This is a genomic window from Streptomyces sp. NBC_00252 (assembly GCF_036187565.1).
Lineage (GTDB): Bacteria > Actinomycetota > Actinomycetes > Streptomycetales > Streptomycetaceae > Streptomyces.
Map to the genome: position 1 here is coordinate 5,406,912 of NZ_CP108087.1, position 24,893 is coordinate 5,431,804.

General features: G+C 71.5%; 22 protein-coding genes. 12 read left to right on the top strand and 10 right to left on the bottom strand.

Translation table 11 applies throughout. The features are described from left to right. Nucleotides 1–161: 161 nt before the first annotated feature. Together thrS and OHT77_RS23700 are read left to right on the top strand one after the other, a co-directional pair. Complete coding sequence (gene thrS, locus OHT77_RS23695) at nt 162–1,382, top strand: threonine--tRNA ligase (protein WP_328830500.1); 1,221 nt, start codon at nt 162–164, stop codon at nt 1,380–1,382. Nucleotides 1,383–1,445: 63 nt separating this feature from the next. Continuing rightward, nucleotides 1,446–2,405 (top strand): nucleoside hydrolase, encoded by a 960-nt coding sequence (locus OHT77_RS23700; protein ID WP_328830501.1) that lies wholly within the window; start codon nt 1,446–1,448, stop codon nt 2,403–2,405. Nucleotides 2,406–2,479: 74 nt separating this feature from the next. On the opposite strand, the gene OHT77_RS23705 is transcribed toward OHT77_RS23700, so the two are convergent. After that, nucleotides 2,480–3,409, bottom strand: coding sequence for an LAETG motif-containing sortase-dependent surface protein (locus tag OHT77_RS23705; protein ID WP_328830502.1), 930 nt, complete (start codon nt 3,407–3,409; stop codon nt 2,480–2,482). A 196-nt stretch (nt 3,410–3,605) separates the two neighbouring features. Here OHT77_RS23705 and OHT77_RS23710 point away from each other — a divergent pair, with 196 nt between their 5' ends. Further along, nucleotides 3,606–5,255, top strand: coding sequence for a glycoside hydrolase family 13 protein (locus tag OHT77_RS23710; protein WP_328830503.1), 1,650 nt, complete (start codon nt 3,606–3,608; stop codon nt 5,253–5,255). A gap of 5 nt (nt 5,256–5,260) precedes the next feature. Here the strand turns inward: OHT77_RS23710 and OHT77_RS23715 are convergent, their stop codons facing one another. Both OHT77_RS23715 and OHT77_RS23720 read right to left on the bottom strand, forming a co-directional pair. Further along, entirely contained in the window at nt 5,261–6,001 is a 741-nt protein-coding gene (locus OHT77_RS23715; RefSeq protein WP_266776568.1) for a DUF4142 domain-containing protein, read from the bottom strand. Nucleotides 6,002–6,263: 262 nt separating this feature from the next. Next, nucleotides 6,264–6,737, bottom strand: a complete 474-nt coding sequence (locus tag OHT77_RS23720; protein WP_328830504.1) for a carboxymuconolactone decarboxylase family protein — start codon at nt 6,735–6,737, stop codon at nt 6,264–6,266. Between the two features lie 213 nt (nt 6,738–6,950). Between OHT77_RS23720 and OHT77_RS23725 the strand changes: the two genes are divergently transcribed. Continuing rightward, nucleotides 6,951–7,649, top strand: coding sequence for a DUF6445 family protein (locus OHT77_RS23725; protein WP_328830505.1), 699 nt, complete (start codon nt 6,951–6,953; stop codon nt 7,647–7,649). A 32-nt stretch (nt 7,650–7,681) separates the two neighbouring features. Here the strand turns inward: OHT77_RS23725 and OHT77_RS23730 are convergent, their stop codons facing one another. After that, the gene (locus OHT77_RS23730) at nt 7,682–8,971 is read right to left on the bottom strand and encodes a threonine/serine exporter family protein (protein WP_328830506.1); all 1,290 of its coding nucleotides are present in this window, start codon (nt 8,969–8,971) and stop codon (nt 7,682–7,684) included. A 137-nt stretch (nt 8,972–9,108) separates the two neighbouring features. On the opposite strand from OHT77_RS23730, the gene OHT77_RS23735 reads away from it, so the two are divergent. The 7 genes from OHT77_RS23735 (at nt 9,109) to OHT77_RS23765 (ending at nt 16,404) form a co-directional block, all read left to right on the top strand. Further along, nucleotides 9,109–10,590 carry an APC family permease gene (locus tag OHT77_RS23735; protein WP_328830507.1) on the top strand — a complete coding sequence of 494 codons (1,482 nt, stop codon included), beginning with the start codon at nt 9,109–9,111 and terminating at the stop codon, nt 10,588–10,590. Further along, nucleotides 10,587–11,024: a hypothetical protein gene (locus tag OHT77_RS23740; protein WP_328830508.1), complete on the top strand. Its 438-nt coding sequence runs from the start codon at nt 10,587–10,589 to the stop codon at nt 11,022–11,024. The genes OHT77_RS23735 and OHT77_RS23740 overlap by 4 nt, the downstream gene beginning before the upstream one ends. A 5-nt stretch (nt 11,025–11,029) precedes the next feature. Next, nucleotides 11,030–12,382, top strand: a complete 1,353-nt coding sequence (locus OHT77_RS23745; RefSeq protein WP_328834316.1) for a dipeptidase — start codon at nt 11,030–11,032, stop codon at nt 12,380–12,382. A gap of 67 nt (nt 12,383–12,449) precedes the next feature. After that, entirely contained in the window at nt 12,450–13,778 is a 1,329-nt protein-coding gene (locus OHT77_RS23750) for a hypothetical protein (protein WP_328830509.1), read from the top strand. 72 nt (nt 13,779–13,850) lie between these two features. Continuing rightward, nucleotides 13,851–14,363 (top strand): DUF7144 family membrane protein, encoded by a 513-nt coding sequence (locus OHT77_RS23755; RefSeq protein WP_328830510.1) that lies wholly within the window; start codon nt 13,851–13,853, stop codon nt 14,361–14,363. 160 nt (nt 14,364–14,523) lie between these two features. Continuing rightward, a complete protein-coding gene (locus tag OHT77_RS23760) occupies nt 14,524–15,288 on the top strand; it encodes a response regulator transcription factor (protein ID WP_328830511.1) in 765 nt (254 codons plus the stop codon). Between the two features lie 3 nt (nt 15,289–15,291). Further along, nucleotides 15,292–16,404 carry a sensor histidine kinase gene (locus OHT77_RS23765; protein WP_266770236.1) on the top strand — a complete coding sequence of 371 codons (1,113 nt, stop codon included), beginning with the start codon at nt 15,292–15,294 and terminating at the stop codon, nt 16,402–16,404. Nucleotides 16,405–16,473: 69 nt separating this feature from the next. Here the strand turns inward: OHT77_RS23765 and OHT77_RS23770 are convergent, their stop codons facing one another. Continuing rightward, nucleotides 16,474–16,845, bottom strand: coding sequence for a DUF6479 family protein (locus OHT77_RS23770; RefSeq protein WP_328830512.1), 372 nt, complete (start codon nt 16,843–16,845; stop codon nt 16,474–16,476). A gap of 10 nt (nt 16,846–16,855) precedes the next feature. Beyond that, nucleotides 16,856–18,430: an FAD-dependent monooxygenase gene (locus OHT77_RS23775; RefSeq protein WP_328830513.1), complete on the bottom strand. Its 1,575-nt coding sequence runs from the start codon at nt 18,428–18,430 to the stop codon at nt 16,856–16,858. 156 nt (nt 18,431–18,586) lie between these two features. Between OHT77_RS23775 and OHT77_RS23780 the strand changes: the two genes are divergently transcribed. Beyond that, the gene (locus OHT77_RS23780; RefSeq protein ID WP_328830514.1) at nt 18,587–19,231 is read left to right on the top strand and encodes a TetR family transcriptional regulator; all 645 of its coding nucleotides are present in this window, start codon (nt 18,587–18,589) and stop codon (nt 19,229–19,231) included. 26 nt (nt 19,232–19,257) lie between these two features. On the opposite strand, the gene OHT77_RS23785 is transcribed toward OHT77_RS23780, so the two are convergent. The 4 genes from OHT77_RS23785 to OHT77_RS23800 form a co-directional block, all read right to left on the bottom strand. Beyond that, on the bottom strand, nt 19,258–21,198 hold the full coding sequence (locus OHT77_RS23785; RefSeq protein ID WP_328834317.1) for a YncE family protein: 1,941 nt from the start codon (nt 21,196–21,198) through the stop codon (nt 19,258–19,260). 229 nt (nt 21,199–21,427) lie between these two features. Beyond that, nucleotides 21,428–22,561, bottom strand: coding sequence for an acyltransferase family protein (locus OHT77_RS23790; protein WP_328830515.1), 1,134 nt, complete (start codon nt 22,559–22,561; stop codon nt 21,428–21,430). A 63-nt stretch (nt 22,562–22,624) separates the two neighbouring features. Further along, nucleotides 22,625–23,653: an alcohol dehydrogenase catalytic domain-containing protein gene (locus OHT77_RS23795; protein ID WP_328830516.1), complete on the bottom strand. Its 1,029-nt coding sequence runs from the start codon at nt 23,651–23,653 to the stop codon at nt 22,625–22,627. Nucleotides 23,654–23,758: 105 nt separating this feature from the next. After that, entirely contained in the window at nt 23,759–24,736 is a 978-nt protein-coding gene (locus tag OHT77_RS23800) for an aldo/keto reductase (RefSeq protein WP_328830517.1), read from the bottom strand. Nucleotides 24,737–24,893: the final 157 nt, after the last annotated feature.

The window sequence follows — 24,893 nt, forward strand, 5'->3', positions numbered from 1 at the left end:
ATGAAGCGCGCCAAGCCGTTCCCGTCCGCCTGGACGACGACGCCGGACCCTGTCCCGGCGCGCTGACTGCTGACTCAAGTCGAAGCCCCGGGGCGAGTGCCCCGGGGCTTCGTCGTCGCCGGATTCCTCGCCCCGCCAGCCGCAAAGCGAGGAACCCCGCCATGCACGACCACCGCCGCCTCGGCCGTGAACTCGACCTCTTCGACACCGACCCCCTGATGGGCGCGGGCCTGCCGTACTGGCTCCCGGACGGAGCCGTCGTCCGGCACGAACTGGAGCAGTACGTAAGGGAGTTGGAGCGGTCCGCCGGTTACCGGCACGTGTACTCGCCGGTCCTCGGCAAACGCGAGCTGTACGAGATCTCCGGCCACTGGTCCCACTACAGCGACGACATGTTCCCGCCGATGAAACTCGGGGCCGAGGAGGTCGTACTGCGGCCCAGCCTCTGCCCCCACCACGCCCTCATCTACCGCTCCCGCTCGCACAGTTACCGCGAACTGCCGCTCCGTATCGCCGAGTTGGGCGCCATGTACCGCTCCGAACTCTCCGGTGTCCTCGGCGGCCTCACCCGCGTCCGCGCCATCCAGCTCAACGACGCCCACATCTTCTGCACCCTGGACCAGGCCGTCGAGGAGGCCCGCGAGGCCCTCGCCCTCATCACCCGCGCCTACGCCGACCTCGGCATCCGCGCCTCCCGCCACCGGCTCTCGCTGCCGGGCGAGGGCGGCAAGTACGTTGCGGATCCGGCCCTTTGGCGCCGGGCCACCGCGCTGCTGCGCGAGGTCCTCGACGATTCCGGCATCGCGTACGAGTCCGCCGAGGGCGAGGCCGCCTTCTACGGTCCGAAGATCGACGTCCAGATCACCGACGCGGCCGGCCGCGAGGCCACCCTCTCCACCGTCCAGATCGACTTCCACCAGCCCGAACGCTTCGACCTGCACTACATCGGCGCCGACGGCGGAAAACACCGGCCGGTCATGGTGCACCGCAGCGTCATCGGAAGCGTGGAACGGGCCGTGGCGCACCTCGTGGAGGAACACGGCGGAGCGTTCCCGGCCTGGCTCGCCCCCGTGCAGCTGGCCGTCCTGCCGGTGTCGGAGGCGCAGGCGGGCCCGGCCCACGAGCTGCTTCGCCGAGCCCGACAGAGCGGGCTGCGGGCGGAGTTGGCCGCCCCCGGCGACGGCAGCCTCGGCGCCCGTGTCCGCGCCGCCCGCCTCACCCCGTACCAGGCGGTGATCGGCGAACGGGAGGCCGCCGACGGTCTGGTCGCCGTACGACTGCGGGACGGGCGGCGGATCGGGCCGCTGGCGCCCGCCGAGCTGCTGCACCACATCGGGGCGCGGGTCGAGGCGCGCGGCACCGCGCTGTGGGCGGATGCGTAAGGTCACCCTTGAACTGCCTTGAACTGCCTCGATCCGCCGAACCGCCCCCGAGAGGAGCCTGACGTGACCGGTCAGCCCACCCCCGTGATCATCGACTGCGACACGGGGGTCGACGACGCCCTGGCGCTGCTGTTCGCCGTCCGGCACCCGGGCCTCGACCTGCGCGCGGTCACCTGCGTCGCCGGGAACACGGACGTCGACCAGGTCGTACGGAACACGCTGATCGTCCTCGACCACGCGGGCGCCGGTGACATCCCCGTCGCACGCGGCGCGGCCCGCCCGCTGATCGAACCGGCGCGCTCGGCCGCCCACGTCCACGGCCAGGACGGCATGGGCGACATGGGGCTCCCGGACTCCGCCCGCACGCCCGTCGACGTGGACGCGGTGACCCTGCTGCGCCGCGAGATCCTCGCCTCGCCGAGCCCGGTCACGCTCATCCCCACCGCACCCCTGACGAACATCGCGCTGCTCCTGCGCACGTTCCCCGAGGTCACCCGCAACATCGAGCGGATCGTGTTCATGGGCGGCGCGGTCGCGGTCGGGAACGCCTCGCCGGTCGCGGAGTTCAACGTCTGGCACGACCCGGAGGCCGCCGCGATCATGCTCACCGCAGGGGTCCCGATCACCATGTACGGCCTGGACGTCTTCGAGCGGGTCCAGGTCCAGGCAGCCGACATCCAGCGGCTGCGGGAGAGCCCGGAACCCCGGCTGAAGCTCGCCGGCGCCCTCCTCGCCCACCGCGACCCGGCCGTCACCGCCGACCCCACCCCCACCGGCGGCCTCGGCGACGCGGGCGCGGTCTGCGCCGTCGCCGACCCGGGCGGCCTCACCACCCGCCTCCTCCCGGTCGAGGTCTCCCTCGCCCCGGGACCGTCCCGCGGCCAGACCATCGTCGACCGCCGGGCCCGCCACGGAGAGTCCGAGATCCACGACGGCCTGCGCGAACAGGCCCTGGTGGACGTGGGGTTGGACGTGGACGTGGACCGGTACGTGAAGCTGTGGCTGGAGACGGTCGAGGGCTAGGACGAGGGCGACGGCAGACGGACGCCGGGCCGGGATCCTGTCCCGGCCCGGCGTCCTGTTCGTCAGATCACGGGCTACGAGTGCGAAGCCCGCCGACGCCGCGTCGCGACCACGATCGCCGCGCCGCCCGCCAGCAGGACCGCCGCCCCGCCGACCAGCGCGCCGGTGTTGCCGCCGCCGCCGGTCTCCGCGAGGTCACCGCCGCCGCCGTTGGGGGAGGGCGCCGCGGCCGGGGCGCTGCTCGACCCGGAGGCGGCCGGGGTCGGGGTGGACTCCGGGGCCGACTCGGACGCGCTCGGGGCCGGGGCCGAGGACTCGGAGGCGGGCGGGGTGGACTCCGGGGCCGACGGGGGGACCGACGCGGGGGCCGAGGGGGACGGGGACTCCTTGGTCGTGCAGTCCTTCGTGCCGCCGTTCCAGGCCGCGATCAGCTTGTCCTTGATGACCGGGTGGTCGGGGCCCTTGGGCAGGTCGCCGTGGACGAGACCGTCACCGGCGGCGGGGTTGCCGTCGAACTTCACCGCGCCGCGGTAGAGGTCGATCTGCGCGAAGCAGCCCTCGTCCGGCACCGCGATGTCCAGCGAGTCCGTCTGGCCCTTCTTCACGGTCGCCGTGTCGAAGTCGACGAAGACCTGCTGCGCGGAGGTGGCGAAGGTCGGGCCGTGCGCGGTGTACGAGGCGAGGGAGGCGGTGCAGGTGGAGGCGCCACCGGCGGTGCGGACCCTGATGTGGATCTTGCCGTCGTCGGTGGGCTTCAGGTTCTGGTCGTCGACCTTCACCGAGGGGAAGAAGTCGGTCCCGTTCAGCGAGAACTGGCAGCCCTCCGTCTCGGTGACCGTGCCGGCGCCGGACCCGGGCCGGTAGTGGCCGGAGCCCCAGCCGTCACCGCCGCCGCCGTGGGCCCAGGCCCCGGACGCCCCGCCGACGGAGGCGGCGGCGAGGGCGAGGGAGGCGGCGCCCGTCCCCAACAGGCGGCGCACGGTGACACGACTGGCTATGGACATACTGATCCCATCTGGCGGTGCGAGGAGTGGAGGGTGGTGGAGCACACAGGCGGAGAGTCGAGGAGGCGACGAGGCGAAGAAGCTCAGCGACACCGGGCTCATCGGTCACATGCGCCACAGCGTGTGCACATCGTGGGTCTACCGGAAGTTGACTGTCAACTTCCGCAAGCGCAGCGGGAATTCATAAGGAGACCACGTGACCGACCTGTCCTCCCGTGACCCGGACTGGTGGCGGCAAGCCGTCGTCTACCAGGTCTATCCGCGCAGTTTCGCCGACGCCGACGGCGACGGACTCGGGGACCTCAAGGGCATCACCCAGCGCCTCGGCCACCTCGCCGCGCTCGGCGTCGACGCGCTCTGGCTCAGCCCGTTCTACCCGTCCGAACTCGCCGACGGCGGCTACGACGTCGCCGACTACCGTGACGTGGACCCGCGCCTCGGCACGCTCGACGACTTCGACGCGATGGTCGCCGAGGCCCACCGGCTCGGCCTGAAGGTCATGGTCGACATCGTGCCCAACCACACCTCGCGGCAGCACCGTTGGTTCCGGGAGGCGCTGGCCGCCCCGCCCGGTTCCGCCGCCCGCGGCCGCTACGTCTTCCGGGACGGCCGCGGCGAACACGGTGAACTCCCGCCCACCGACTGGCCGTCGGTGTTCGGCGGCAGCGCGTGGGCCCAAGTCTCCGACGGACAGTGGTACTTGCACCTCTTCACCCCCGAACAGCCCGACCTGGACTGGGACGACGAAGAGGTCAGGGAGGACTTCCGCACCACGCTGCGGTTCTGGTCCGACCGGGGCGTCGACGGCTTCCGCGTCGACGTCGCCCACGCCCTCGCCAAGGACCTCACCGAACCGCTCCGCGACATCGGCCCCCTCGCGGCGAACTCCGAGGACGTCCTCGACTCGATCCCGCCCGGCAGCCACCCGTACTACGACCGCGACGAGGTCCACGCGATCTACCGCGACTGGCGGCGTTCGGTCCTCGACACGTACACCCCGCCCCGCATGGCGGTCGCCGAGGCCTGGGTCCCGTCCGCCCGGCGCGCCCTCTACGCCCGCCCGGACGAACTCGGCCAGGCCTTCAACTTCGAGTACCTGGAGGCCGGTTGGGACGCGGAGCAGCTGCGCGAGGTGATCACCGGCTCCCTCGCCACGGCCCGCGCGGCAGGCGCCTCGGCCACCTGGGTGCTCTCCAACCACGACGTCGTACGGCACGCCTCGCGCCTGATGCTCCCCCCGGGCACCGACCCGAACACCTGGCTGCTCTCCAACGGCCACACGCCCCCCGTCGACACCGCGGCGGGCCTGCGCCGCGCCCGGGCCGCGACCCTGCTGATGCTGGCGCTGCCCGGTTCGTCGTACGTCTACCAGGGCGAGGAGCTCGGCCTCCCCGAGGTCGCCGACCTGCCCGTCGAGGCCCTCCAGGACCCCATCTGGGAACAGCAGGGCCACACCCACAAGGGCCGCGACGGCTGCCGGGTCCCCCTGCCGTGGACCACGACGGGGCCGTCGTACGGCTTCGGGGCGGGGCCCGCGTGGCTGCCGCAGCCGGCGAGTTTCGCGGCGTACGCCGTCGAGGCGCAGGACGGCACCGAGGGCTCGACCCTGGAGCTGTACCGCACCGCGCTGCGCCTGCGCCGCAAACTGCTCGACGGGGAGGCGCTGACCTGGGCCGACAGTCCGCCCGGGGTGCTGCACTTCGCCCGCTCCGACGGCTGGCGCTGTGTCACCAACCTGTCCGGCGCGCCGGTCGCCCTGCCGCCGGGGGAACTGCTGCTGAGCAGTGAACCGGCGGCGGGGGAGCGGCAGTTGGCGCCGGACACGACGGTGTGGCTCGGCGTGTAGGGGCTTCACCCCACGGTCGGTGTCTGGCTCGGGTTGCCCGCACTGGCCGTGGGGGACTCGCCCGGCAGGAGCGGCGGCCGGGTGGTGCTGTTCACCGGCGGGGTGAGCACGACCTCCGGCTGCCCGGCGGGCGGGGGCGGCGGGGTCAGGTCGGTGGCGGGCAGCTTCGGCGGGGTCGTCTCCTGGAAGAGGACCTGGCTGAAGTTGACCAGGCCGGTCTCCTCCATCACCGTGATGTGGTCCAGGACCGTCGCGTTGGCCTGGTTGGCGAGGATCCGCACGAGGGTGTTCTCCGTCGTGGAGCGGATCTTCGCGATGGTGTTGAAGATCGAACCGTGCGTCACGCGGAGGATGTTGGCGAAGTCCGTGTCGAACTGCTTGCCGCTGTCGCCGTTCAGGGTGTTGATGAACCCCTGCTGCTGCGGGCTGGGCTGGTTCGGGATGGTGATGTTGAGCATGGGGGCGATCTTGCGGCAGCTGGCGTCCAGCGCCGCGTGCCCGTCGATCAGGTGCTTGCTCGCGGTGATGACCGCCGGGCTCGCCCCCTTCTTCAGGCCCATCTGGCCGACGGGGTACTCCCACAGCCCTGCCGCGCGCACCTTGACCACGAAGTCGCGGTCGGCCTCGGTCAGCGGCCCCCACTGCGTGTTGGCGATCACGCGTGTGGGCGCGCTGGAGACCGTGTTGACGCCCAGCATTGCCGGATAGGCGAGTGCGACGAGGGTCAGGCTGAGGGCACCTCCCACAACCATGGTTCCCGTCGCGTTCCGCGAAAAGCGCACCGTACCTCCTGTGTCGTGGACCGCCCGTCGGCGGTACGGACAGTCAGGAATACGGATCGGGGAAGCGCGCGAAGTCTTTGGTTTTGGTAAAGCCCGAGTGGGGCGCGTCACAAGTGACGGGTGGGTCCTCCGGTTCGCGCGGGGGTACGGAGGGCGGCGGACCGGGACCGGCCGCCACCCTCCGTACCCGCCCCGGGACCGCGCCCGGCGCCCGATACCGGGTCGGTCACATGTGCTGGCCGGGCTCGTAACCACCGGCCGGCATCGTCAGCATGACGTTCATCCGATTGAAGCTGTTGATGAGGGCGATCAGCATGACGAGCGCCATGAGCTGCTCCTCGTCGTAGTGCTTGGCCGCGTTCGCCCACACGTCGTCCGGCACCCCGCCCGCCGCGTCGGCGATCCGGGTGCCCTCCTCGGTCAGCTCAAGCGCCGCCCGCTCCGCGTCGGTGAACACGGTCGCCTCGCGCCAGACGGCGACCAGGTTGATGCGCAGCGACGTCTCACCGGCCGCGGCGGCGTCCTTGGTGTGCATGTCGGTGCAGAAACCGCAGCCGTTGATCTGGCTCGCCCGGATCTTCACCAGCTCCTGGGTGGCGGCGGGGAGCGGCGAGTCCTCCACGACCTTGCCCGCCGCGACGAAGTGCTTCAGGGCCTTTCCGGCGAGGGGGCTGGCGAAGGCGTTCAAACGAGCACCCATGATGGGCTCCTCTGTTCTGTCGTGTGTACTGCCGTGATCGATGCCTGCACTGCTCTGACGTAACGAACCCCCGCGGATGTGACAACGCCCGTCTGTGACCTGGATCTCGCCGCGCGGCCCCGTCGTACCCCGGTGGTCAACTCCCCTTCGTTGACGGAATGTTGACCCGTGTATGGCACAGCATTGGTGAACCCCGGCTATACGTTCGGCCCCATGCCACCACTCCCCCCACACCCCCAGCGGGCCCGGCAGCAGGCCCCCCTGCCCGTCCTCCCGTACCGCAAGCCCACCAAGGGCCGTGACTACTGGGTGCTGAACGACGTGCTCCCGGACGTGGACGCCGTACGGGAGCGGTGTCTCGCGAAGGACGACTGGGTCAAGGGGTATCCGTACACGTCGGAGACCTGGCCGGGGCTGCGGACGATGCCCGGTCTCGAACCCGCCGAGATGGGGCGCATCGAGCGCCTGGTCAGGCAGGCCACCGGGGCCAAGGAGCTCTGGGTGCAGCAGGCGCCCGGCGGCGGCACCCTCAACCACAACTGCATCCAGGTCGTCGGGAAGGGCGAGAGTGAGCCCCGCCCGCACACCGACTCCCGCTCCCTGTGCCGGTACGCCGCCGTGCTGTACCTGAACCCGTCCGTGCCGAAGGACTGCGGCACCAGCTTCTACCGCCAGCACCTCCCCGGCGGACGCCTCGGCGGCAACGTCGTGCAGGCCCCGCACAACAACCTCGTCGAGGCCCTCGGCACCCGCTTCGTCGCCCCGGACGCCTTCGAGGAGGACGTCCGCGTGCCCCACCGCTACAACAGCCTGCTGCTCTACCACGCCAACCTCGTGCACAGCGCGACCGGCTACCACGGCAGCACGCTGGAGGAGAAGCGCATGACGGCCGTCTTCTTCTGGATGGCCTGACCGGGTCCCGGAAGGAGCCGACCGGCGGATTTCTACGTTCCCTGCCGGCCCCGGCGCTCGGTCAGCGCCGCCCCGAACACCATCCCCACCGCGATGGCCGTGACGATCGTGACCAGTTTCAGCAGGTCGCGGAAGCCCTCGACGGGATGGCCGCCCGCCAGTGTCGTCAGGCCGCGCATGCCGAGGGAGCCGACGGTGAGGGTGAAGAAGCCGGGCAGCAGCAGGACCAGGCGGGGCGGGCGGTGCTCGGCGCGGGCCAGCAGGGTGGCCGCCGCCGCCAGCACCGCCGCCGCCACGAACGTGCCGCCGACCTCCCCCACCAGCTTCGTGAACAGCGACTGCACGCCGACGGTGACGTAGACCAGCAGGAGCAGCGGCCAGAACAGGCGGCGCGGGATCGCGAACGCCAGGACCGTGCCAAAGGTGAACACGATCCAGCCGAGGAACAGCGCCCAGCGCGCCATGTCGGAGTCGGCGGCGATGTCCCAGAGCGCGTGGGTGGAGGTGCCGGTGGCGAACACGCCCAGCATCACGCCCAGATACAGCTGCACCAGCAGGAACACGGCGTAGACGAGCCGGATCGCGCCGGTGGTGATGAGGCCCGCGGCCAACTCGGCGGTGGCGGCGCTCAGATAGTCGCCGGGGACGAAGAAGAAGAGGGCGGGCAGCATCAGCAACACCGGCCCGCCGTGCGAGGGTTCACGGGCGAACACCTCAAGTGCCACCACCGACACGACCGTTGAGACGACGAGCGGCAACACCTTCTCCAGGCGCGGGAGCCGGTCGGCCGCGATCGCCAACACCGCCGCGATGGACGCCAGTACGGCCGTCGACCCGACCTCGTACCAGGTGGGCTGCATCAGCGGCGCGAAGCCCAGCGAGAACAGGACGATGCCGAGCAGCTTCAGCGGCCAGGGGTAGGGGGCGGGCGCGTTCTCGATCCTGGTCAGCCGCCGGTCGGCCTCCAGGACACCGAGGCGGCCTTCCCGCACGTCCGTGAGCAGGGGTTTCAGCGCGATCACCTGGTCGAGCCGGAACACCTCGGGGAAGCCGCGCACCGTCACGGTCCGCGTCCCGCCCCCGGCGGTGACGGTGAGCGCCGCCGCGTCCGGCACCAGCAGCAGGGACGCCTCCCCGCCCAGCGACCGGGCCGCCGACCGCACCGAGTCCTCGATCAACTCGGCGCCCTCACCGCTCGACCGCAGCAGCAACCCGGTCAACCGGGCCAGGAACAGGGTGAGTTCGTCGAGCGCGGCGTCCGTGCGCTGGTGCTCCACGACCGCCTCCCTCGCGTGGCCCGCGGCCACGGAGACCACGGTCACGACCAGCCTGGACGCTCCCCGCCGCACCGGCACCCCGGGCACCCGCACCTCACCCGGACGGCCCACCCGACCTGCGCCCGTCGCGACCACCGCAGAGCCTGGCCACACCACCCGGAAGTCATCCCCAGGGAGGGCCTGTGGCCTCGATGGACGTCCCCGCCGACCTGCCGAAACCGGTGCCGTCGGCACGCACGGCGGCGAGAACCCGGCCCGCGCCCACGCTGACCTGGGTCACCCTCGCGCTGATGACGACCTCGTCGGTGGCCAGTCTGCGGGCCGCCCCGACGATGGCCGTGTACGGCCTGGCCTGCGTGTTCCTGTACCTCGTCCCGGCGATCGTGTTCCTGCTGCCGACCGCGCTGGTCTCCGCGGAACTCGCCTCGGGCTGGAGCGGCGGCGTCTACCGCTGGGTCAGCGAGGGCCTGTCGAAACCGCTCGGCTTCCTCGCCGTGTGGTGCCAGTTCGCGATGACGATCTTCTACTACCCGAGCCTGCTCGCCTTCGTCGCGAGCACCATCTCGTACGTCATCGACCCGGCCCTCGCCTCGAACGGCCTCTACACCGCGATCGTCATCATGGTCCTGTACTGGACCGGCGTGTGGGTGTCCTCGCGCGGCACCAAAGCCCTTGCCGGACTGTCCAGTTGGGGCCTGATCATCGGAACGCTCGTACCGGGCACGATCCTTGTCGTCCTCGGCATGATCTTCCTCGCCCAGGGCAACCCGTCGGCCGCCCCGATGACGTCTAGCCACCTGCTGCCCGAGTGGACCGGCCTCGCCAGCCTCGTCCTCATCGTCAACAACTTCCTCTCCTACTCCGGCATGGAGATGAACGCCGTCCACGTCTCGTCGCTGAAGGACCCGGCGAAGGAGTACCCCAAGTCGATGTTCCTGGCGATGGGGCTCGTGCTGCTCATCTTCATCCTGCCCGCCCTGGCGATCAGCTGGGTCGTGCCCTCCGACCAGACGAGCCTCACCGCCGGTGTGATGCAGGCGTTCAACGCGTTCTTCTCGTACTTCCACATCGGCTGGATGACCCCGATCGCCGCCGTGATGCTGGTCTCCGCCTCGCTGGGCGGCATGCTCACCTGGCTGGCCGGACCGTCCAAGGGCCTGCTGGAGATCTCCCGCAGCGAGGGCTATCTCCCGCCGTTCCTGCAGAAGCTGAACAAGTTCGGGGTGCAGCAGAACATCCTCGTCACCCAGGGCGTGGTGACCACCGTCATCGCCCTCGGGTACGCGTTCATCCCCAACGTCTCCAACGTGTACTGGATCTTCTCGACCATCACCACGCAGGTGTACCTGATCGTCTACCTGCTGATGTTCGCCGCCGCGATGCGGCTGCGGAAGACCCAGCCCGACCACCCGCGCGGCTACCGCGTCCCCGCCCTCCATCTCCTGTGCACCGTCGGCCTGCTGGCGTCGGTCGCCGCCCTCGCGATCGGCTTCGTCCCGCCCTCGCAGTTCGGCGGCGGCAGCATCTGGTCGTACATCGGCATCATCGGCGGCGGCCTGATCATCCTCGGCCTGCTGATCCCGGGAGCGTTCCTCAAGTTCCGCAAACCGGGCTGGCGTACGGAAGCCGCCGCGGAGGACGCGACGACGGGCGGTGCCGCATGAGCCCCACGAAGTTCGCCTCCGAACACCGGTGGATCTACGTCGGCGCGGTCGTCCTGCTGGTCGCGCTCGCCGTCGTCGGTGTCATCCAGTACGACAGCGTGAAGACCACCAACAAGGCCACGGACAAGGCGAACCAGCTCGCCGACGCGGCGGTGGCGGCCGGCTACCCCCGGCCCGAGACCAAGACGATCGCCCGCGCGCTCGGCACCGACGGCGGCATCGTCTGCAAGAACCCCGGCAGCGCCCTGAAGTCGGCCCTGTGGAAGATCAACGTCTCGAACGGCGCCGCGTTCGTCGGCCAGCGCCCGGTCATCGGCGACACCGCCGCGCTGCGCGCCGAGATCAAGATCCTGGAGATCTACTGCCCCGACAAGCTGCACAAGATCCAGGACAAGATCGACGACCTGAAGACCGACAACACGGTGAGGCAGTGACCACGATGACCGAACTCGCTTCCCGTATCGCCGCGTTGATGCCCCGCGCGCAGGCCGACCTGACCGAACTCGTCGCCATCCCCTCGGTCGCCGACCCCCGCCAGTACCCGCCCGAGGAATGCCACAAGGCCGCCCAGTGGGTCGCCGACGCCTTCACCGAGGCGGGCCTGCGCGACGTGCACCTCGCGGAGACCCCGGACGGCAGCCACGCCGTGATCGGCCACCGCCCGCCCCCGCCCGGCGCCCCCACCGTCCTGCTCTACTGCCACTACGACGTCCAGCCCCCGCTCGACGACAAGGCCTGGACGACCCCGCCCTTCACGCTCACCGAGCGCGACGGCCGCTGGTACGGACGCGGCACCGCCGACTGCAAGGGCAACATCGTCATGCACCTCACCGCCCTGCGCGCGCTCGGCGAAGACCTCCCGGTCGGGGTGAAGTTCGTCGCCGAGGGCTCCGAGGAACAGGGCACGGGCGGACTTGAGCAGTACGTCGCCCAGCACCCGGAGAAGTTCCTCGCGGACGCCCTGCTGGTGTGCGACACCGGCAACGCGGCGGTCGGCGTCGGCACCGCGACCACCACCCTGCGCGGCCTCGCGAACGTCGTCGTCACGGTCGACACCCTTGAGGGCGAGGTCCATTCGGGCATGTTCGGCGGCCCCGCCCCCGACGCGCTCGCCGCCCTGATCCAGCTCCTCGCCTCCCTCCGCGACCCGGAGACCGGCGCGACGGTGATCAACGGCCTGGACTGCGAGGGCACGTGGGACGGCGTCGGCTACGACGAGCAGCAGTTCCGCACGGACGCGGGCGTCCTGGACGGCGTCCGCCTGACCGGCACCGGAACCGTCGCCGACCGCCTCTGGTCCCGCCCCGCCGTCACCGTCCTCGGCATCGACTGCCCGCCGGTGGTCGGCTCGGCGGCGGCCGTCCCCGCGACCGCCCGCGCCCGCGTCAGCCTGCGCGTCCCGCCCGGCACGGACCCCGGCGCGGCCCGCGAGGCCCTCACCGGACACCTGACGGACGCGGCCCCCTGGGGCGCGAAGGTGACCGTCGAGACGGAGGGCACCGGCTCCCCGTTCCGCGCCGCCACCGACGGCCCGGCGTACACCGCGCTCGGCACCGCGATGGAGGAGGTCTACGGCAAACCCCTCGCCTACCTCGGCCAGGGCGGCTCCATCCCGCTGTGCAACGTCCTCGCCGAGACCTACCCCCGCGCCGAGATCATCCTCATGGGCGTCGAGGAACCCCGCTGCCTCATCCACGCCCCGAACGAGAGCGTCGACCCGACGGAGATCGAGCACATGGCGCACGTGGAGGCGCTGTTCCTGACGGAGTTCGCGAAGGTCCGGCCGCACTGAAGACCTGGCAGTCACGGCGTCGGCATCGGCATCGGTGTCGGCGTCAGCATCGGCGGAGGAGGAGCGGGTGACGGACAACGACGCCGGGGAACTGGAACGGCTGCGGGCGCGGGTCGCCGTACTGGAGGCGGAGCGGCGCCCGCGGCACCGGGCGCGTTCGCTGCTCGCCGTGGTGTTCGTCGTCCTGGGGTGCGTGCTCGCGCCGCTCGCGGCGGTGGCCGCGTGGACGGCGGACACCGTGGGCGACACCGACCGCTATGTCGCGACGGTCGCGCCGCTCGCCGCCGACCGCGACATCCAGCACGCCGTCGCCGACCGGGTCACCTCGGCCGTCATGGACCACCTCGACCTCACCGACCTCCTCTCCGGCGCGGCACCCGACCAACGCCCGCTGCTGGAGAAGGCGTTGGGCGCGCTGGGCGGTTCGCTGGAGGACGCGGTCCGTGCCTTCGTCCACGACAAGGCCCAGTCCGTCGCCGCGTCCGGCACCTTCGCCACCATCTGGAAGGAAGCCAACCGCCGCATCCACCGCACCGTCGACAAGGCCCTGACCGGCAGCGGCGGCGGCGCGGTGAAACTCGACGACGGCGCGGTCACGCTCGATGTCGGCCCGGTCGTCGACCAGGTGAAACAGCGGCTCGTCGACGACGGCATGACCGTCGCCGGGAAGATCCCCGAGCTGCACACGTCGATCACCCTCCTCAAGAGCGACGACCTCGACACGTACAAGACGTACTTCCGTCTCCTCCAACTCGCCGGTACCTGGCTCCCGTTGGTGGCCGTGGTGCTGGTCGCGGCAGGTGTCCTGCTGGCGGGCCGCCGACGCCGCGCCCTGGTGACCGGCGCCCTGGGCGTGGCCGCCGCGACGGCCCTGCTCGGCATCGCGCTACGGATCTTCCGCACCGTCTACCTCGACGCCCTCCCGGCGGGCGTCTCCCCGCCCGCGGCCGGCGCGGTGTACGACGCGCTGACCCGCTTCCTGCACACGACCGTCCGGAACGTCGTCGCCCTGGGCCTGGTGATCGCCCTCGCCGCCTGGCTCACCGGCCCCGGCCGCCGGGCCGGCCTCGTACGGCGCCTGTGGACCTCCGGGATCGGCGCGGTGCGGTCGGTGGCCGACGGCGCGGGGCTGCGCACGGGGCCGGTCGGACCGTTCGTGCGCCGGTACCGGATGTGGATCGGCTGGGTGCTGGTGGGCGGGGCCCTGCTCGCCTATCTGCTGTGGTCGTATCCGACGGGGTGGGTGGTGGTCGGTCTCGCACTGGCGCTGCTGTTCGCGCTGGCGGTGGTGGAGTTCCTCGCGGCGGAACCGGGGGAACCGGCGGAACCCGCGGAACCGGCGGACGGACCGGGCCCGGGGCCGGGGGCCGCGTCGGGTGTCACCCGAATGGCGTAACCCCCCTGGTGGAGGGGGTGACGCGGCCGGATGGTCGAAGCACCACACACCACAGAGAGGTGGGGCACGGCCATGACCCAGCAGCCGCATTCGACGCAGCAGCCGCACTCGACGTCCCCCGGCCAGGAGACGCCTCCGGTCTGGAACGACTCCGGCCAGGCCCCCGGCACCCGGGGCCACGTCCCGCCCCCGCCCGGCGGCGGCCTCGCGATGGGCGGCGCGGTCTTCGCCGGCGTCCTGATGCTGATGAACGGCGTCATCGCCATCCTCCAGGGCATATCCGCCCTCGCGAAGGACGACGTGTACACGCGCGTCGGCTCGTACGTCTACAGCATCAACCTCACCGGCTGGGGCGTCATCCTCCTCTGCCTCGGCGCCGTCGGCGTGATCACCGGCTGGGGCATCCTCCGCGGCATGAGCTGGGCCCGCGTCTGCGGCATCGTCCTCGCCAGCCTCAGCGCCATCCTCCAGTTCATGTTCCTCCCGTACGCCCCGGTCTGGTCGGTGATCATGATCGCGGTCGACGTCTTCGTGATCTGGGCCCTGGCGACGTACAACCCGGAGCGGGCGGGCGTACGCCAGTAAGCACGACGCCTAGCCGGCCGGTCGGGCAAGCGGGCCGGCCGGCCGCAACGCGGTGAGCGGGCCGGTGCGGGGCGCCGGGGTTCTTACGATTTACGGACGTCCGGCACCCTGAGCCGGTGCGCGGCGGCACCGGCTGCCGGCGGAGTGCGAGGCTGGCAGCATGCAGCAGCCGCAGGAGAGGCCCGGGAAGGCCGGACGGGTCGAGGACACCGGCGAGCCCGGCGGGATCGGCGGCGCCCGTGTGCTGGTCGTCGACGACGACCCGACCGTCGCCGAAGTCGTCTCCGGCTATCTCGACCGCGCCGGATACATCGTCGAACGGGCCGAGGACGGCCCCCAGGCACTGGCCCGGGCCGACGCCCACTGGCCCGACCTCGTGGTGCTCGACCTGATGCTGCCGGGCATGGACGGCCTGGAGGTCTGCCGCCGGATGCGGGGCCGCGGACCCGTCCCGGTCATCATGCTCACCGCCCGCGGCGACGAGGACGACCGCATCCTGGGCCTGGAGGTCGGCGCCGACGACTACGTCACCAAGCCCTTCAGCCCCCGTGAACTGGTCCTGCGCGTCGACTCCGTACTGCGCCGCTCCCGCACCCCGGTCGGCTCGCCCGTCCCGCTGAACGCCGGCGGCCTGGCCGTCGACCCCGCCGCCCGCCGCGCCAGCAAGGACGGCGTTCCACTCTCCCTCACCCACCGCGAGTTCGACCTCCTCGCGTTCTTCCTCCGGCACCCGGGGCGGGTCTACGGGCGCGAGGACCTGATGCGCGAGGTGTGGGGCTGGGACTTCGGCGACCTGTCGACCGTCACCGTGCACGTCCGGCGGCTGCGCGGCAAGGTCGAGGACGACCCCGGCCGCCCGCGCTACATCCAGACCGTGTGGGGCATCGGCTACCGCTTCGACCCCCAGCAGAGCGACGAGGGCTGACCGATGCACAACGCCCTGCTCATCGCCCTGTTCGCCTTCCTCGGTGCCGCCGCTGCCGGGGTGCTCGGCGCCGGTGCCCTGTGGCTGCTGCGCCGCCGCTCGCTGACCGCGTCCGTCGCCGTGGTCGCCGCCGTCGCCGTGACCGCGATGCTCGCCGGAACCCTCGCGGTGGCCCAGGCCATGTTCCTCTCCTCGCACGACCTCTCCGTCGTCACGACCGTCGTCGCCATGGCCGCCGTGGTCTCCCTCCTCACCGCCCTGCTGCTTGGCCGCTGGGTCGTCGCCCGCAGCCGTGAACTCGCTCTCGCCGCCCGCGACTTCGGCGACGGCGGCGACTTCTCCGCCCCGGTCGGCCCCGCCACCGCCGAACTCGCCGACCTCAGCCGCGAGTTGGCCGCCACCAGCGCCAAGCTCGCCGAATCCCGCGACCGTGAACGGGCGTTGGAGTCGTCCCGTCGTGAACTCGTCGCCTGGATCTCCCACGACCTGCGCACCCCGCTGGCCGGTCTCCGGGCGATGTCCGAGGCCTTGGAGGACGGCGTCGCCGCCGACCCCGACCGCTACCTCCGCCAGATCCGCACCGAGGTCGAACGCCTCAACGACATGGTCGGCGACCTCTTCGAACTCTCCCGCATCCACGCGGGCTCCCTCGCCCTCACCCGCTCCCGCATGTCCCTCTACGACCTGATCGGCGACGCCCTCGCCGGCGCGGACCCCCTCGCCCGCGAACTGGGCGTCCGGCTGGTCGGCGACCGCATCGAACCGGTGCCCGTCGAGGTGGACGGCAAGGAGATGAGCCGCGTCCTGGGAAACCTGCTGGTCAACGCGATCCGCCGGACTCCCGCCGACGGCACCGTCGCCATCGCCGCGGAACGCTCCGCCGACGGCGTCGTCCTCTCCGTCACGGACGGCTGCGGCGGCATCCCCGAGGACGATCTGCCCCGGGTCTTCGACACCGGCTGGCGCGGCACCCACGCAAGGACCCCACCGGCCGGAGCCGGTCTCGGCCTCGCGATCGTGCGCGGCATCGTGGAGGCCCACCAGGGCCGCGCCGCCGTACGGAACGTCTCCGGCGGCTGCCGCTTCGAGGTCATCCTCCCGGCGGCGGAGGCGTGAGCCCACCGGTCAGGCGGTGAGCCGACCCCTCACGCCGCGAGCCGACCGTTCCCTGCCGGGAGCCGACCGTCACACGTGGCCTATGCCGCCGCCCCCGAAGGACCCGCTCCGCCCGGGCAGCCAGCGCAACCGGCTCTGGTCCTTTCCGGTTCTCGTCCCGGAGTGGTGGAGCTGGTAGGGCATCAGCCGCTCACCCTCCTTCGTGGCGATGGGCATCTCGTCGGGTTCGCGCATCTCGCGCATCTCATGGACGGCCCCGCCGGCGGGGAGGTGGGGCTGCTCCTCGGGGAGCGGCCGGGGTGATTCCTGGTCCCGGACCTTCATGCCGAAATGGATGGCCCAGACCAGCGCGCCTGCGATCAGCAGGCCACCGAGAAAAGCGGCGCCCACGTCGAGCGTGTTGTGCGACGCGGCGAGTACTTCGTACGTTGCCATGCTCATACTCCGAGTATCACTCTTTGGGCGTAATTAGCACGATTCGAGACAGGTATTCCGTCACCTCGTCGGGGTCCCGGGTCAGCAGCGCCACGTGGTTGTCGGGCCGCACCAGGACGAGCGCCGGGTCGGTCACGCCGTACGCCCGATGCGCGTGCCCCTCGTGGTCCCGCAGGTCGCCGCCGTCGATCGCGAACGCCTGCACCAGCCCCGCGTGCTCGGCCCCCAACTTGCCCACCGCGCTCGCGACTTCGGCGCCGAAGCCGAGCAGCGTGAACCGCGGGTCCGCGTACACCTGGAACAGCCGGACCGGGTCGCCCGCGGCGTCCAGACACGGAGCGTCCGGGGCACGGTCGCCGGGACGCAGGACGGCGGGGTCACCGACGGTCGCGGGGTCACTGGCGGTGCGCGGGTCGGCGAGGGAGCCCCGGGCGAGGGAACTCCAGCGGTACCCCGTGCCCATCGGCGGCGGGGCGGCGGCCTCGACGCCGGTGCCGGGTTCCCTGACCGCCTCGCGGACCCGGGCGTACAGCTCGGTGCTGATCCCCAGGGTCCAGGCGGCCACCGGGAGGCGCTCCTCCTCGTAGGTGTCCAGGAGGCCGGGGCCGGCCAGGCCGGCGGTCGCGAGGGCGAGTTTCCAGCCGAGGTTGTAGGCGTCCTGGATGCCCGTGTTCATGCCGAGGCCGCCGGCTATCGGGTGGATGTGGGCCGCGTCCCCGGCCAGCAGGACCCGGCCGACGCGCAGCCGGTCGGCCATGCGGACGTTGACCCGCCAGACGGAGAGCCAGGTCGGGTCGGTGAGCGTGACGCCGGGCACGCCCGCGTACCGGTCGAAGATCCGCTGGAAGCTCTCCAGCGACGGGGGCAACGGCTCGCCGTCCGCGCCGAGTTCGGGTCCCGACTGGAACTGGAAGGAGTTCGTGCCGGGCATCGGGCAGAGCATCACCCCGGCTCCGTCCGACGCGAACCACTGGTGCCAGACGTCCCGGCTGATCCCCTCGGCCTCGACGTCGCCGACGACCATCGACTGCGTCTCGTCCGTCGTCCCGTCGAAGCGCACCCCCATCGCCTTGCGCACCCGGCTGCGCCCGCCGTCGCAGCCGACGAGGTAACCGGCCCTGATCCGCCCGCCGTCGGCGAGGAACGCCGTGACACCGTCCTCGTCCTGCTCGAACCCGGTGACCTCGGTGCCGGACTCGACGCCGATCCCGAACTCCGCGAGCCGCTCGCGCAGGAGCTTCTCCACCTGCCACTGCCCTATGAGGAGCCCCCGCTCGTACGGCGCGTCCGGTGTGGGGCGGGCGTCGGCGAAGGGGTCCGTGTCGCTCACGTGCGCGCCGTCGAAGTACTTGCGGAACGGCAGCCGGGTCGTCCCGGCGGCGAGGGCGCGCTCGGTGATGCCGACGTCCTCCAGGACCTCGAGTGTGCGCGGCTGAAGCCCCTTGCCCCGGGACTCTCGGTGCGGGACCGGCGCCGCGTCCACGATCCGCACTCCCGCGCCGCGCCGGGCCAGCTCGACGGCGAGCGTGAGCCCGGTCGGCCCGGCGCCCGCGATCAGCACATCCTCGTTCCGTGCAACGCCGTCGGTCATGGCGGCCCCTCTCGTCGTCGTGCGTCCATGGAACATCGCCCGACGAGAAAATGCAACCAGGTCTCAGAAGTTTCTCGGACTCAGAAGTCTCCTGGTCTCAAAAGTTCCTCGGTCTTGTTCGAGCCCGAGCCTCACCTCTCGTGTAGACTGCCCGGCATGGACGAACCCGCAGGCCTGCGCGAGCGGAAGAAGGAACGCACGCGGAGCCTCATCGCACGGGAAGCCCTGCGCCTTTTCCGGGCACAGGGCTTCGACGAGGTGTCCGTGGTCGAGGTCGCGGCCGCGGCGGAGATCTCCAAGGCCACGCTGTTCCGGTACTTCCCGACCAAGGAGGACCTGGTCCTGCACCGCTTCGCCGACCATCTCGGCGAGGCGGCCCGGGTGGTGCGGGCGCGCCCCGCCGGAGTGACCCCGACGGCCGCCCTGCGTGACCACTTCCTGGCCGGCCTCGCGGCCCGCGACCCGATCACGGGTCTGAACGACCACCCCGAGATCCTGTCCTTCCAGGACCTCATCTACCGCACGCCCAGCCTCCGCATCGGCATGCGTCTGCGCTACACCAGCGAGGACGTCGACGCACTCGCCGACGCCCTCCCGGCCGATCCGCACGACCCCGGCGGCACCCCACCCGTCGTGAGACACCTGGCCGCGGCCCATCTGATCGCCGTACAGCAGGAGTTGGGGCAGGAGAACTGGCGGACGATCACGTCAGGACGCACCGCCGACGAGGCGTACGCGGATGCCGTGACGGCCGCGGAGCGGGCGTACGGGCAGCTCATGACCGGGCTGCCCTACGCCTGACGCTCAGGGGGAGACGTACCCGACGCTCAGTTGGAGAAGTACAGGTACTTCCACCCGGTGTACGTGGTCGAGTTGACCGTGTCCCCGGACGAACCGTTGATGTACGCGGACCGGACGCGGGCCTTGATCCCGGACTGGCCGGGGGCGCCGAGGTCCACGGCGACCTTGCCGCTGGTGCCCAGGGCGAAGTACTCCGAGTCGGAGTCGTACCACCTGCCGTTGTAGTAGACCTGCAGGTCGAGCCGCTCCTGGCGGTTCTTGTAGTACGACATGGTCGTCGTGACGACCGGCGCCGAGTTCTTGTGGAACCAGTAGTACGACGTCGAGCCGATCTTCGCCGTCTTGTAGTGCCTGCTGATCGCCTCGGACACCTTGACCTTGGCGTACGCCGTGACCTTCACCGTCCTGGACGCGTAGCGGGCGTCACCGGCGAAGACCGCGGAGACGGCCGTGTCGCGGGTCATGTCCACGGTCACCGTGAGGTTGCCGCTGGAGTTGACCTTGCCGGTCTTGACCAGCTTCTTCGGCTTGTCGCCGCCGAAGGGGTCCGAGTAGATCGCGACCGTGCGGTTCTTGTACGTCTTGCCGAGGTGCGCGGTGAACTTCACGTCGGCGCCGTAGCCGTACAGCTTGCCGTTGTTGTTGAGGCTCAGGGTCGTGGCCGCGCGGGAGACGGCGACCTTGTCGGAGGCGCTGACCGCCGCGTGCCCGGCGTCGCCCGCGTAGCTCACCTTGTACGTGACGGTGCCGCCGACCGGCGGGGTGTCCGTGAAGGAGTAGGTGCCGTTCGCCTTCACCGTGACGGTGGGCAGCGCCTTGCCCTTCGTGGACTCCAGGTCGGTGCGCGTGACCTGGAGCTTCACTCCGGCGGGCAGCGCGACCGTCGCGGAGAGCTTGCCGGTGACGGTGAGCTTCTTGGCGCGGGCGGCGGAGGAGGGGGCGCTGACCGTGAGGGTCGGCACGTTCTTCTCCGGGTCGGTCAGCGCCTTGAGCGTGTAGCCGCCGCCGGACTTCGCGACGAGCGCGAAGATCCGCGAGTTGTCCGGGGCCCAGGTCAGGTCGGCCGTGCCGTACGGGGCGACGGCGTAGGTGCGGATCGACTTCGTGGCGTTCGGCTTGTACGTCGCGATCGAGGTGCCGCTCGCCAGCGCGACCGTCCCGTCCGGGGCGATGTCGGCGGGCATCCCGCCCGGGTAGGTCCCGACCTGGGTGAACGCGCCGTTCGCCCAGGCGTCCCGCAGGTAGCCGTTGACCAGCACCTCGTCGGCGCCGGGCACCAGGTCGATGTCCCAGATACCGCTGTTGAGCGTGTAGTCGCGGTTGTAGTAGGCGATCTTCTGCGGGGTGGCCCCCGAGACGTCCAGGACGGCCATCGAGTCCGTGGAGATACCGGTCTCGCCGACGGCCAGCACGCCCGGCCGGGACGCGGCGGTGTCGAGGAAGCCCGGGTCGTAGATCGAGACGCCCTCCGGCAGCAGTCCGAGCGTGACCGGGTCGGTGCCGCTCGCCGGGTCCGTCGCCGGGTCGACCGAGCCGAGGTTGCCGTCCCACTGGTTGCCGTAGGTGAACCACACCTTGCCGGCGGAGAAGGCGAGGTGGAGCGGGCCCTTGCTGGTGGTGACCGGGTAACGGGCCTTCACGTTCAGCGTGGTCGCGTCGAGCGCCACGATCTCGTGCGAGCCCTGGGCCGCCGCGTACACGGTGGACCCGTCGTCGGACACGGTCACCGCGCTGACCCCGCTGATGCCGCTCACCGAGGCGACGACATTGCCCGAGTAGTCGGTGCCCACGACCCAGCCGGTCGAACTGTCGCCGACGAACACCCGCTTGAGGGCGCCGTCCGCGACGAGCCCGCCGGGAGAGGTGATGTTGGCGGTCGCCGCCGAGGCCGTACCCGTCGCTACGACGCTGAGCGCCGCCGAACCGAAAAGGACCGCGAGCGCTGTCGCGGTCGAGATGCTGCGCATCCGCACGTGCTGTTCCCCCACAAGGAAATCCGGTCCGGGGACCGGGAGTTGAGAGCGCCGCGCAGCACCCGGACATGACCGCGGATGAGAGACGCGGTGACGCGCGGGGCGCGGCTGCTGGGAGCAGCGTATGACATGCCTGTGACAGCGGGGAAAGGAGTTTGTCGGGGGTGGCCCGACAGCCCCCGTCAGGACCCTGAACCGGCCCGCCGATCCGCCACAACCCTCGCTAGGGGGTACGGGCCAGTTCGTCCGCGTCACGGCGGAACGCCCACGTCAACTCCGGTTCCATCACGCCCCGGAACACCCGCCGCACCGGCGCGGTGCACAGTGCCGTCACGACGACCGCGGCGACCACCGTCACCGTGACCTCGCCGAGCGGGCCCCGCATCCACGAAGGGTCGTACCAGCCCCAGGACTTGGCGCCCTGGGCGAGGAACCCGTGCAGGAGGTAGCCGTAGAGCGTGCCCGCGCCGAGCGCGGTGAACCAGGTGCGGCGGCGCGGCACCCAGGCCAGGAAGCAGACGACGAGGAGCGTCGAGCAGACGAACAGGGCCAGCGTCATCAGCGGCCCTTCCCAGGCGGGCACGCCGAGTTGCTCGGCGCTCGCGTTGTGGAAGAACCAGGAGTAGTCGAAGCGCGGCACCGACCAGTACGCCACCGCGAGCGCGACGACGAAGACGGGCACCGCCAACTGCCGTACCTCGGGCCGCCGTACGAGCTGGAAGTGCTCCGGCTTCAGACACAGCCCGAGCACGAAGTACGGCAGGAACTGCAACACCCTCTGCAGATCGAGGTCGTTGCCGATGGAGGGCGAGAGCGTCGCCAGCATCGCGATGACCAGCGCCACCGGGAGCGGCTGCCGTACGTGCTTCCAGATCGGCGTGGTCAGCCGCCACACGAACAGCGCCGCGAGGAACCACGTCAGATACAGCGGGTCCAACAGGCTGATGGCGCGGTCGGGTTGGTGGTCCGTCCACCGCGTGTACAGCGTGTACGCCGTCTCGAAGACGACGTACGGCACCACGACTCCCCCCAGCAGCCGCCGGATCTGCGGCGGCGTCGCCCGGAAGCTCCGCGAGAAGTACCCGGAGATCACGATGAACGCCGGCATGTGCACGGCGTACACCAGCGTGTACAACGCGGTGACGCTGCGGCTGCCCGAGCGCAGCGGCTCCCAGGAGTGGCCGATCGCCACCAGCACGATCGCCAGGTACTTGGCGTTGTCGAAGAACGGGTCGCGTTGCTTTCCCCGGGTGCGCTCCGCCGAGGGGACCTCGGCGGGTGCGGGGGACGGCCGGGCGGAGCCGAGGGCCCCGGCGGAGGCGGAGCCCCCCGTGGAGGCGGTGGGAGAAGCACGCATTCGGCTCGCCTGACCGCTTCCCGGCGATCCAAACATCGGGAGCGCGCTTTTTTTCTCGTCCCGTCAGGGGCGGACGAGGGGCTTGAGGACCCGGCGGTCGGCCATGGCCCGGTAGGCGTCCGGGGTGCGGTCCAGGGGGAAGGTCTCGTCGAAGACGCGGCCTGGGGTGATCGAGCCGTCGAGGACGTCGGGCAGCAGGTCCGGGATGTAGGCGCGGGCGGGACTCGCGCCGCCGGTCAGGGTGAGGTTGCGCATGAACTCGGCCCGGCCGAGCGGCCCCTCCTCGTACTGCGGGGCGCCCAGCCGGCTGATCGTGCCGCCGTCCAGGACCGCGCCCAGGGCGGTGTCGAGAGCCTGGCGGGTGCCGACGGCCTCGATGACCTTGCCCACACCGCCGGTCAGCTCGCGGATGCGGGCGATGCCCTCGTCGCCGCGCTCGGCGACGACGTCGGTGGCGCCGAAGTCCCGGCCCAGGTCGGTGCGTACGGCGTGGCGGCCGGTGAGCACGATCCGTTCGGCGCCGAGCCGCCTGGCGGCGATCACCGCGCACAGGCCGACCGCGCCGTCCCCGACGACCAGCACCGTGTCGCCGCGGCCGACGCCCGCGGTGACCGCGCCATGGTGGCCGGTGGTCATCACGTCCGACAGCGCCAGCAGCGACGGGATCAGCGCGGAGTCGGCGGCCACCGGGAGGGCGACCAGGGTGCCGTCGGCGTACGGCACACGGACCGCCTCGCCCTGGCCGCCGTCGACGCCGTCGAAGCCGTAGCGTCCGCCGTTGCGGCAGGAGATCTGCAGGCCCTTGGCGCAGTAGTCGCAGGTGTTGTCGCTGTAGGTGAAGGGGGCGACGACGAGGTCGCCCGGCCTCAGCCCGGTGACGTCGGCGCCGGTCTCCTCCACGATCCCGAGGAACTCGTGCCCCATGGGGCGGCCGGTGCCGGTGGCGGGCATCGACGCGTAGGGCCACAGGTCGCTGCCGCACACGCACGCGGCCAGCGTGCGGACCACGGCGTCGGTGGGCCGGACGATCTTCGGGTCGGGCCGGTTCTCGACGCGGACGTCGCCGGCTCCGTACATCACTGCCGCTCGCATGAGGGGTCTGCTCCCAACGGGTTCGTGCCCGGCGGTCCGGGTGATCGGCGCCGGAGCAGTGCCGTACGCGTGACGGGCCTGCTCCGACGAGGGTGGTTCGGGTGATCAGCGTTCGAGCATCCGGGCCTGGGCCTCGGTGTGGGTGTCGCCCGCGGCGGGCGGCAGGCCGGTGAGCCTGTCGAGCTGCTCGGCGGTCAGCGTGAGCGCGTCGGCGGCGGTGTTCTCCTCGATCCGGCTGACGCGCTTGGTGCCGGGGATCGGGGCGATGTCGTCGCCCTGGGCGAGCAGCCAGGCCAGCGCCACCTGCGCGGGCGTGGCACCGGCCTCGTCGGCCAGCGCCGTGACCTGGTCGGCGAGCGCCAGGTTGTGCCGGAAGTTCTCGCCGGTGAAGCGGGGGTTGTCGCGCCGGAAGTCGTTCTCGTCGAACTCGTCGGTGGAGTGGACGGTGCCGGTGAGGAAGCCGCGGCCCAGCGGGGAGAACGGCACCAGCCCGATGTTCAGCTCCCGCAGGACGGGCAGGACGCGCTCCTCGACCCCGCGGGTCCACAGCGAGTACTCCGACTGCACCGCGGTGACCGGCTGCACGGCGTGGGCGCGGCGGATCGTGTCCGGGCCGGCCTCGGACAGGCCGAAGGCGCGCACCTTGCCCTCGGCGATCAGCTCGCCCACGGCTCCCGCGGTCTCCTCGATCGGCGTCTCGGGGTCCACCCGGTGCTGGTAGTACAGGTCGATGTGATCGGTGCCCAGCCGCTTGAGGGACCCCTCGACCGCCGTGCGGATGTTGGCCGGGCGGGAGTCCAGGTTCCACGCACCCTCACCGGAGTGCGAGACCAGGCCGAACTTGGTGGCCAGCACCACCTGGTCCCTACGGCCCTTCAGCGCCCGCCCGAGCAACTCCTCGTTGGTGTAGGGGCCGTAGATCTCGGCGGTGTCGATGAGCGTGACGCCCAGCTCCAGCGCCCGGTGCACGGTCCTGATCGACTCCGCGTCGTCGGTGCCGGCGCCCGTGTAGCCGTGGGACATGCCCATCGCGCCCAGCCCGATCCGGGAGACCTCCAGGTCACGCAACTTTATGTACCGCATCTCGCCTTCTCCGCTCGGTGGTGTCGCCCGTCCCCGCACCCACGCCCGGCCCGGCAGATCGTGCCGGTCGAAGCCTGGGAGACGGCGCGGGGTCCGACGTCTTCCTCACCCACCTTCGCGCGGAGTGATCCGATGTGGCAGGGCGGGCTCTTCAGGG

Coding starts and splice junctions, on each gene's coding strand:
- OHT77_RS23755 (WP_328830510.1), top strand. CDS start 13,851: ATGACCCAGCAGCCGCATTCGACGCAGCAGCCGCACTCGACGTCCCCC.
- OHT77_RS23765 (WP_266770236.1), top strand. CDS start 15,292: ATGCACAACGCCCTGCTCATCGCCCTGTTCGCCTTCCTCGGTGCCGCC.
- OHT77_RS23780 (WP_328830514.1), top strand. CDS start 18,587: ATGGACGAACCCGCAGGCCTGCGCGAGCGGAAGAAGGAACGCACGCGG.
- OHT77_RS23800 (WP_328830517.1), bottom strand. CDS start 24,736: ATGCGGTACATAAAGTTGCGTGACCTGGAGGTCTCCCGGATCGGGCTG.
- thrS (WP_328830500.1), top strand. CDS start 162: ATGCACGACCACCGCCGCCTCGGCCGTGAACTCGACCTCTTCGACACC.
- OHT77_RS23740 (WP_328830508.1), top strand. CDS start 10,587: ATGAGCCCCACGAAGTTCGCCTCCGAACACCGGTGGATCTACGTCGGC.
- OHT77_RS23770 (WP_328830512.1), bottom strand. CDS start 16,845: ATGAGCATGGCAACGTACGAAGTACTCGCCGCGTCGCACAACACGCTC.
- OHT77_RS23795 (WP_328830516.1), bottom strand. CDS start 23,653: ATGCGAGCGGCAGTGATGTACGGAGCCGGCGACGTCCGCGTCGAGAAC.
- OHT77_RS23785 (WP_328834317.1), bottom strand. CDS start 21,198: ATGCGCAGCATCTCGACCGCGACAGCGCTCGCGGTCCTTTTCGGTTCG.
- OHT77_RS23720 (WP_328830504.1), bottom strand. CDS start 6,737: ATGGGTGCTCGTTTGAACGCCTTCGCCAGCCCCCTCGCCGGAAAGGCC.
- OHT77_RS23775 (WP_328830513.1), bottom strand. CDS start 18,430: ATGACCGACGGCGTTGCACGGAACGAGGATGTGCTGATCGCGGGCGCC.
- OHT77_RS23790 (WP_328830515.1), bottom strand. CDS start 22,561: ATGCGTGCTTCTCCCACCGCCTCCACGGGGGGCTCCGCCTCCGCCGGG.
- OHT77_RS23705 (WP_328830502.1), bottom strand. CDS start 3,409: ATGTCCATAGCCAGTCGTGTCACCGTGCGCCGCCTGTTGGGGACGGGC.
- OHT77_RS23725 (WP_328830505.1), top strand. CDS start 6,951: ATGCCACCACTCCCCCCACACCCCCAGCGGGCCCGGCAGCAGGCCCCC.
- OHT77_RS23760 (WP_328830511.1), top strand. CDS start 14,524: ATGCAGCAGCCGCAGGAGAGGCCCGGGAAGGCCGGACGGGTCGAGGAC.
- OHT77_RS23745 (WP_328834316.1), top strand. CDS start 11,030: ATGACCGAACTCGCTTCCCGTATCGCCGCGTTGATGCCCCGCGCGCAG.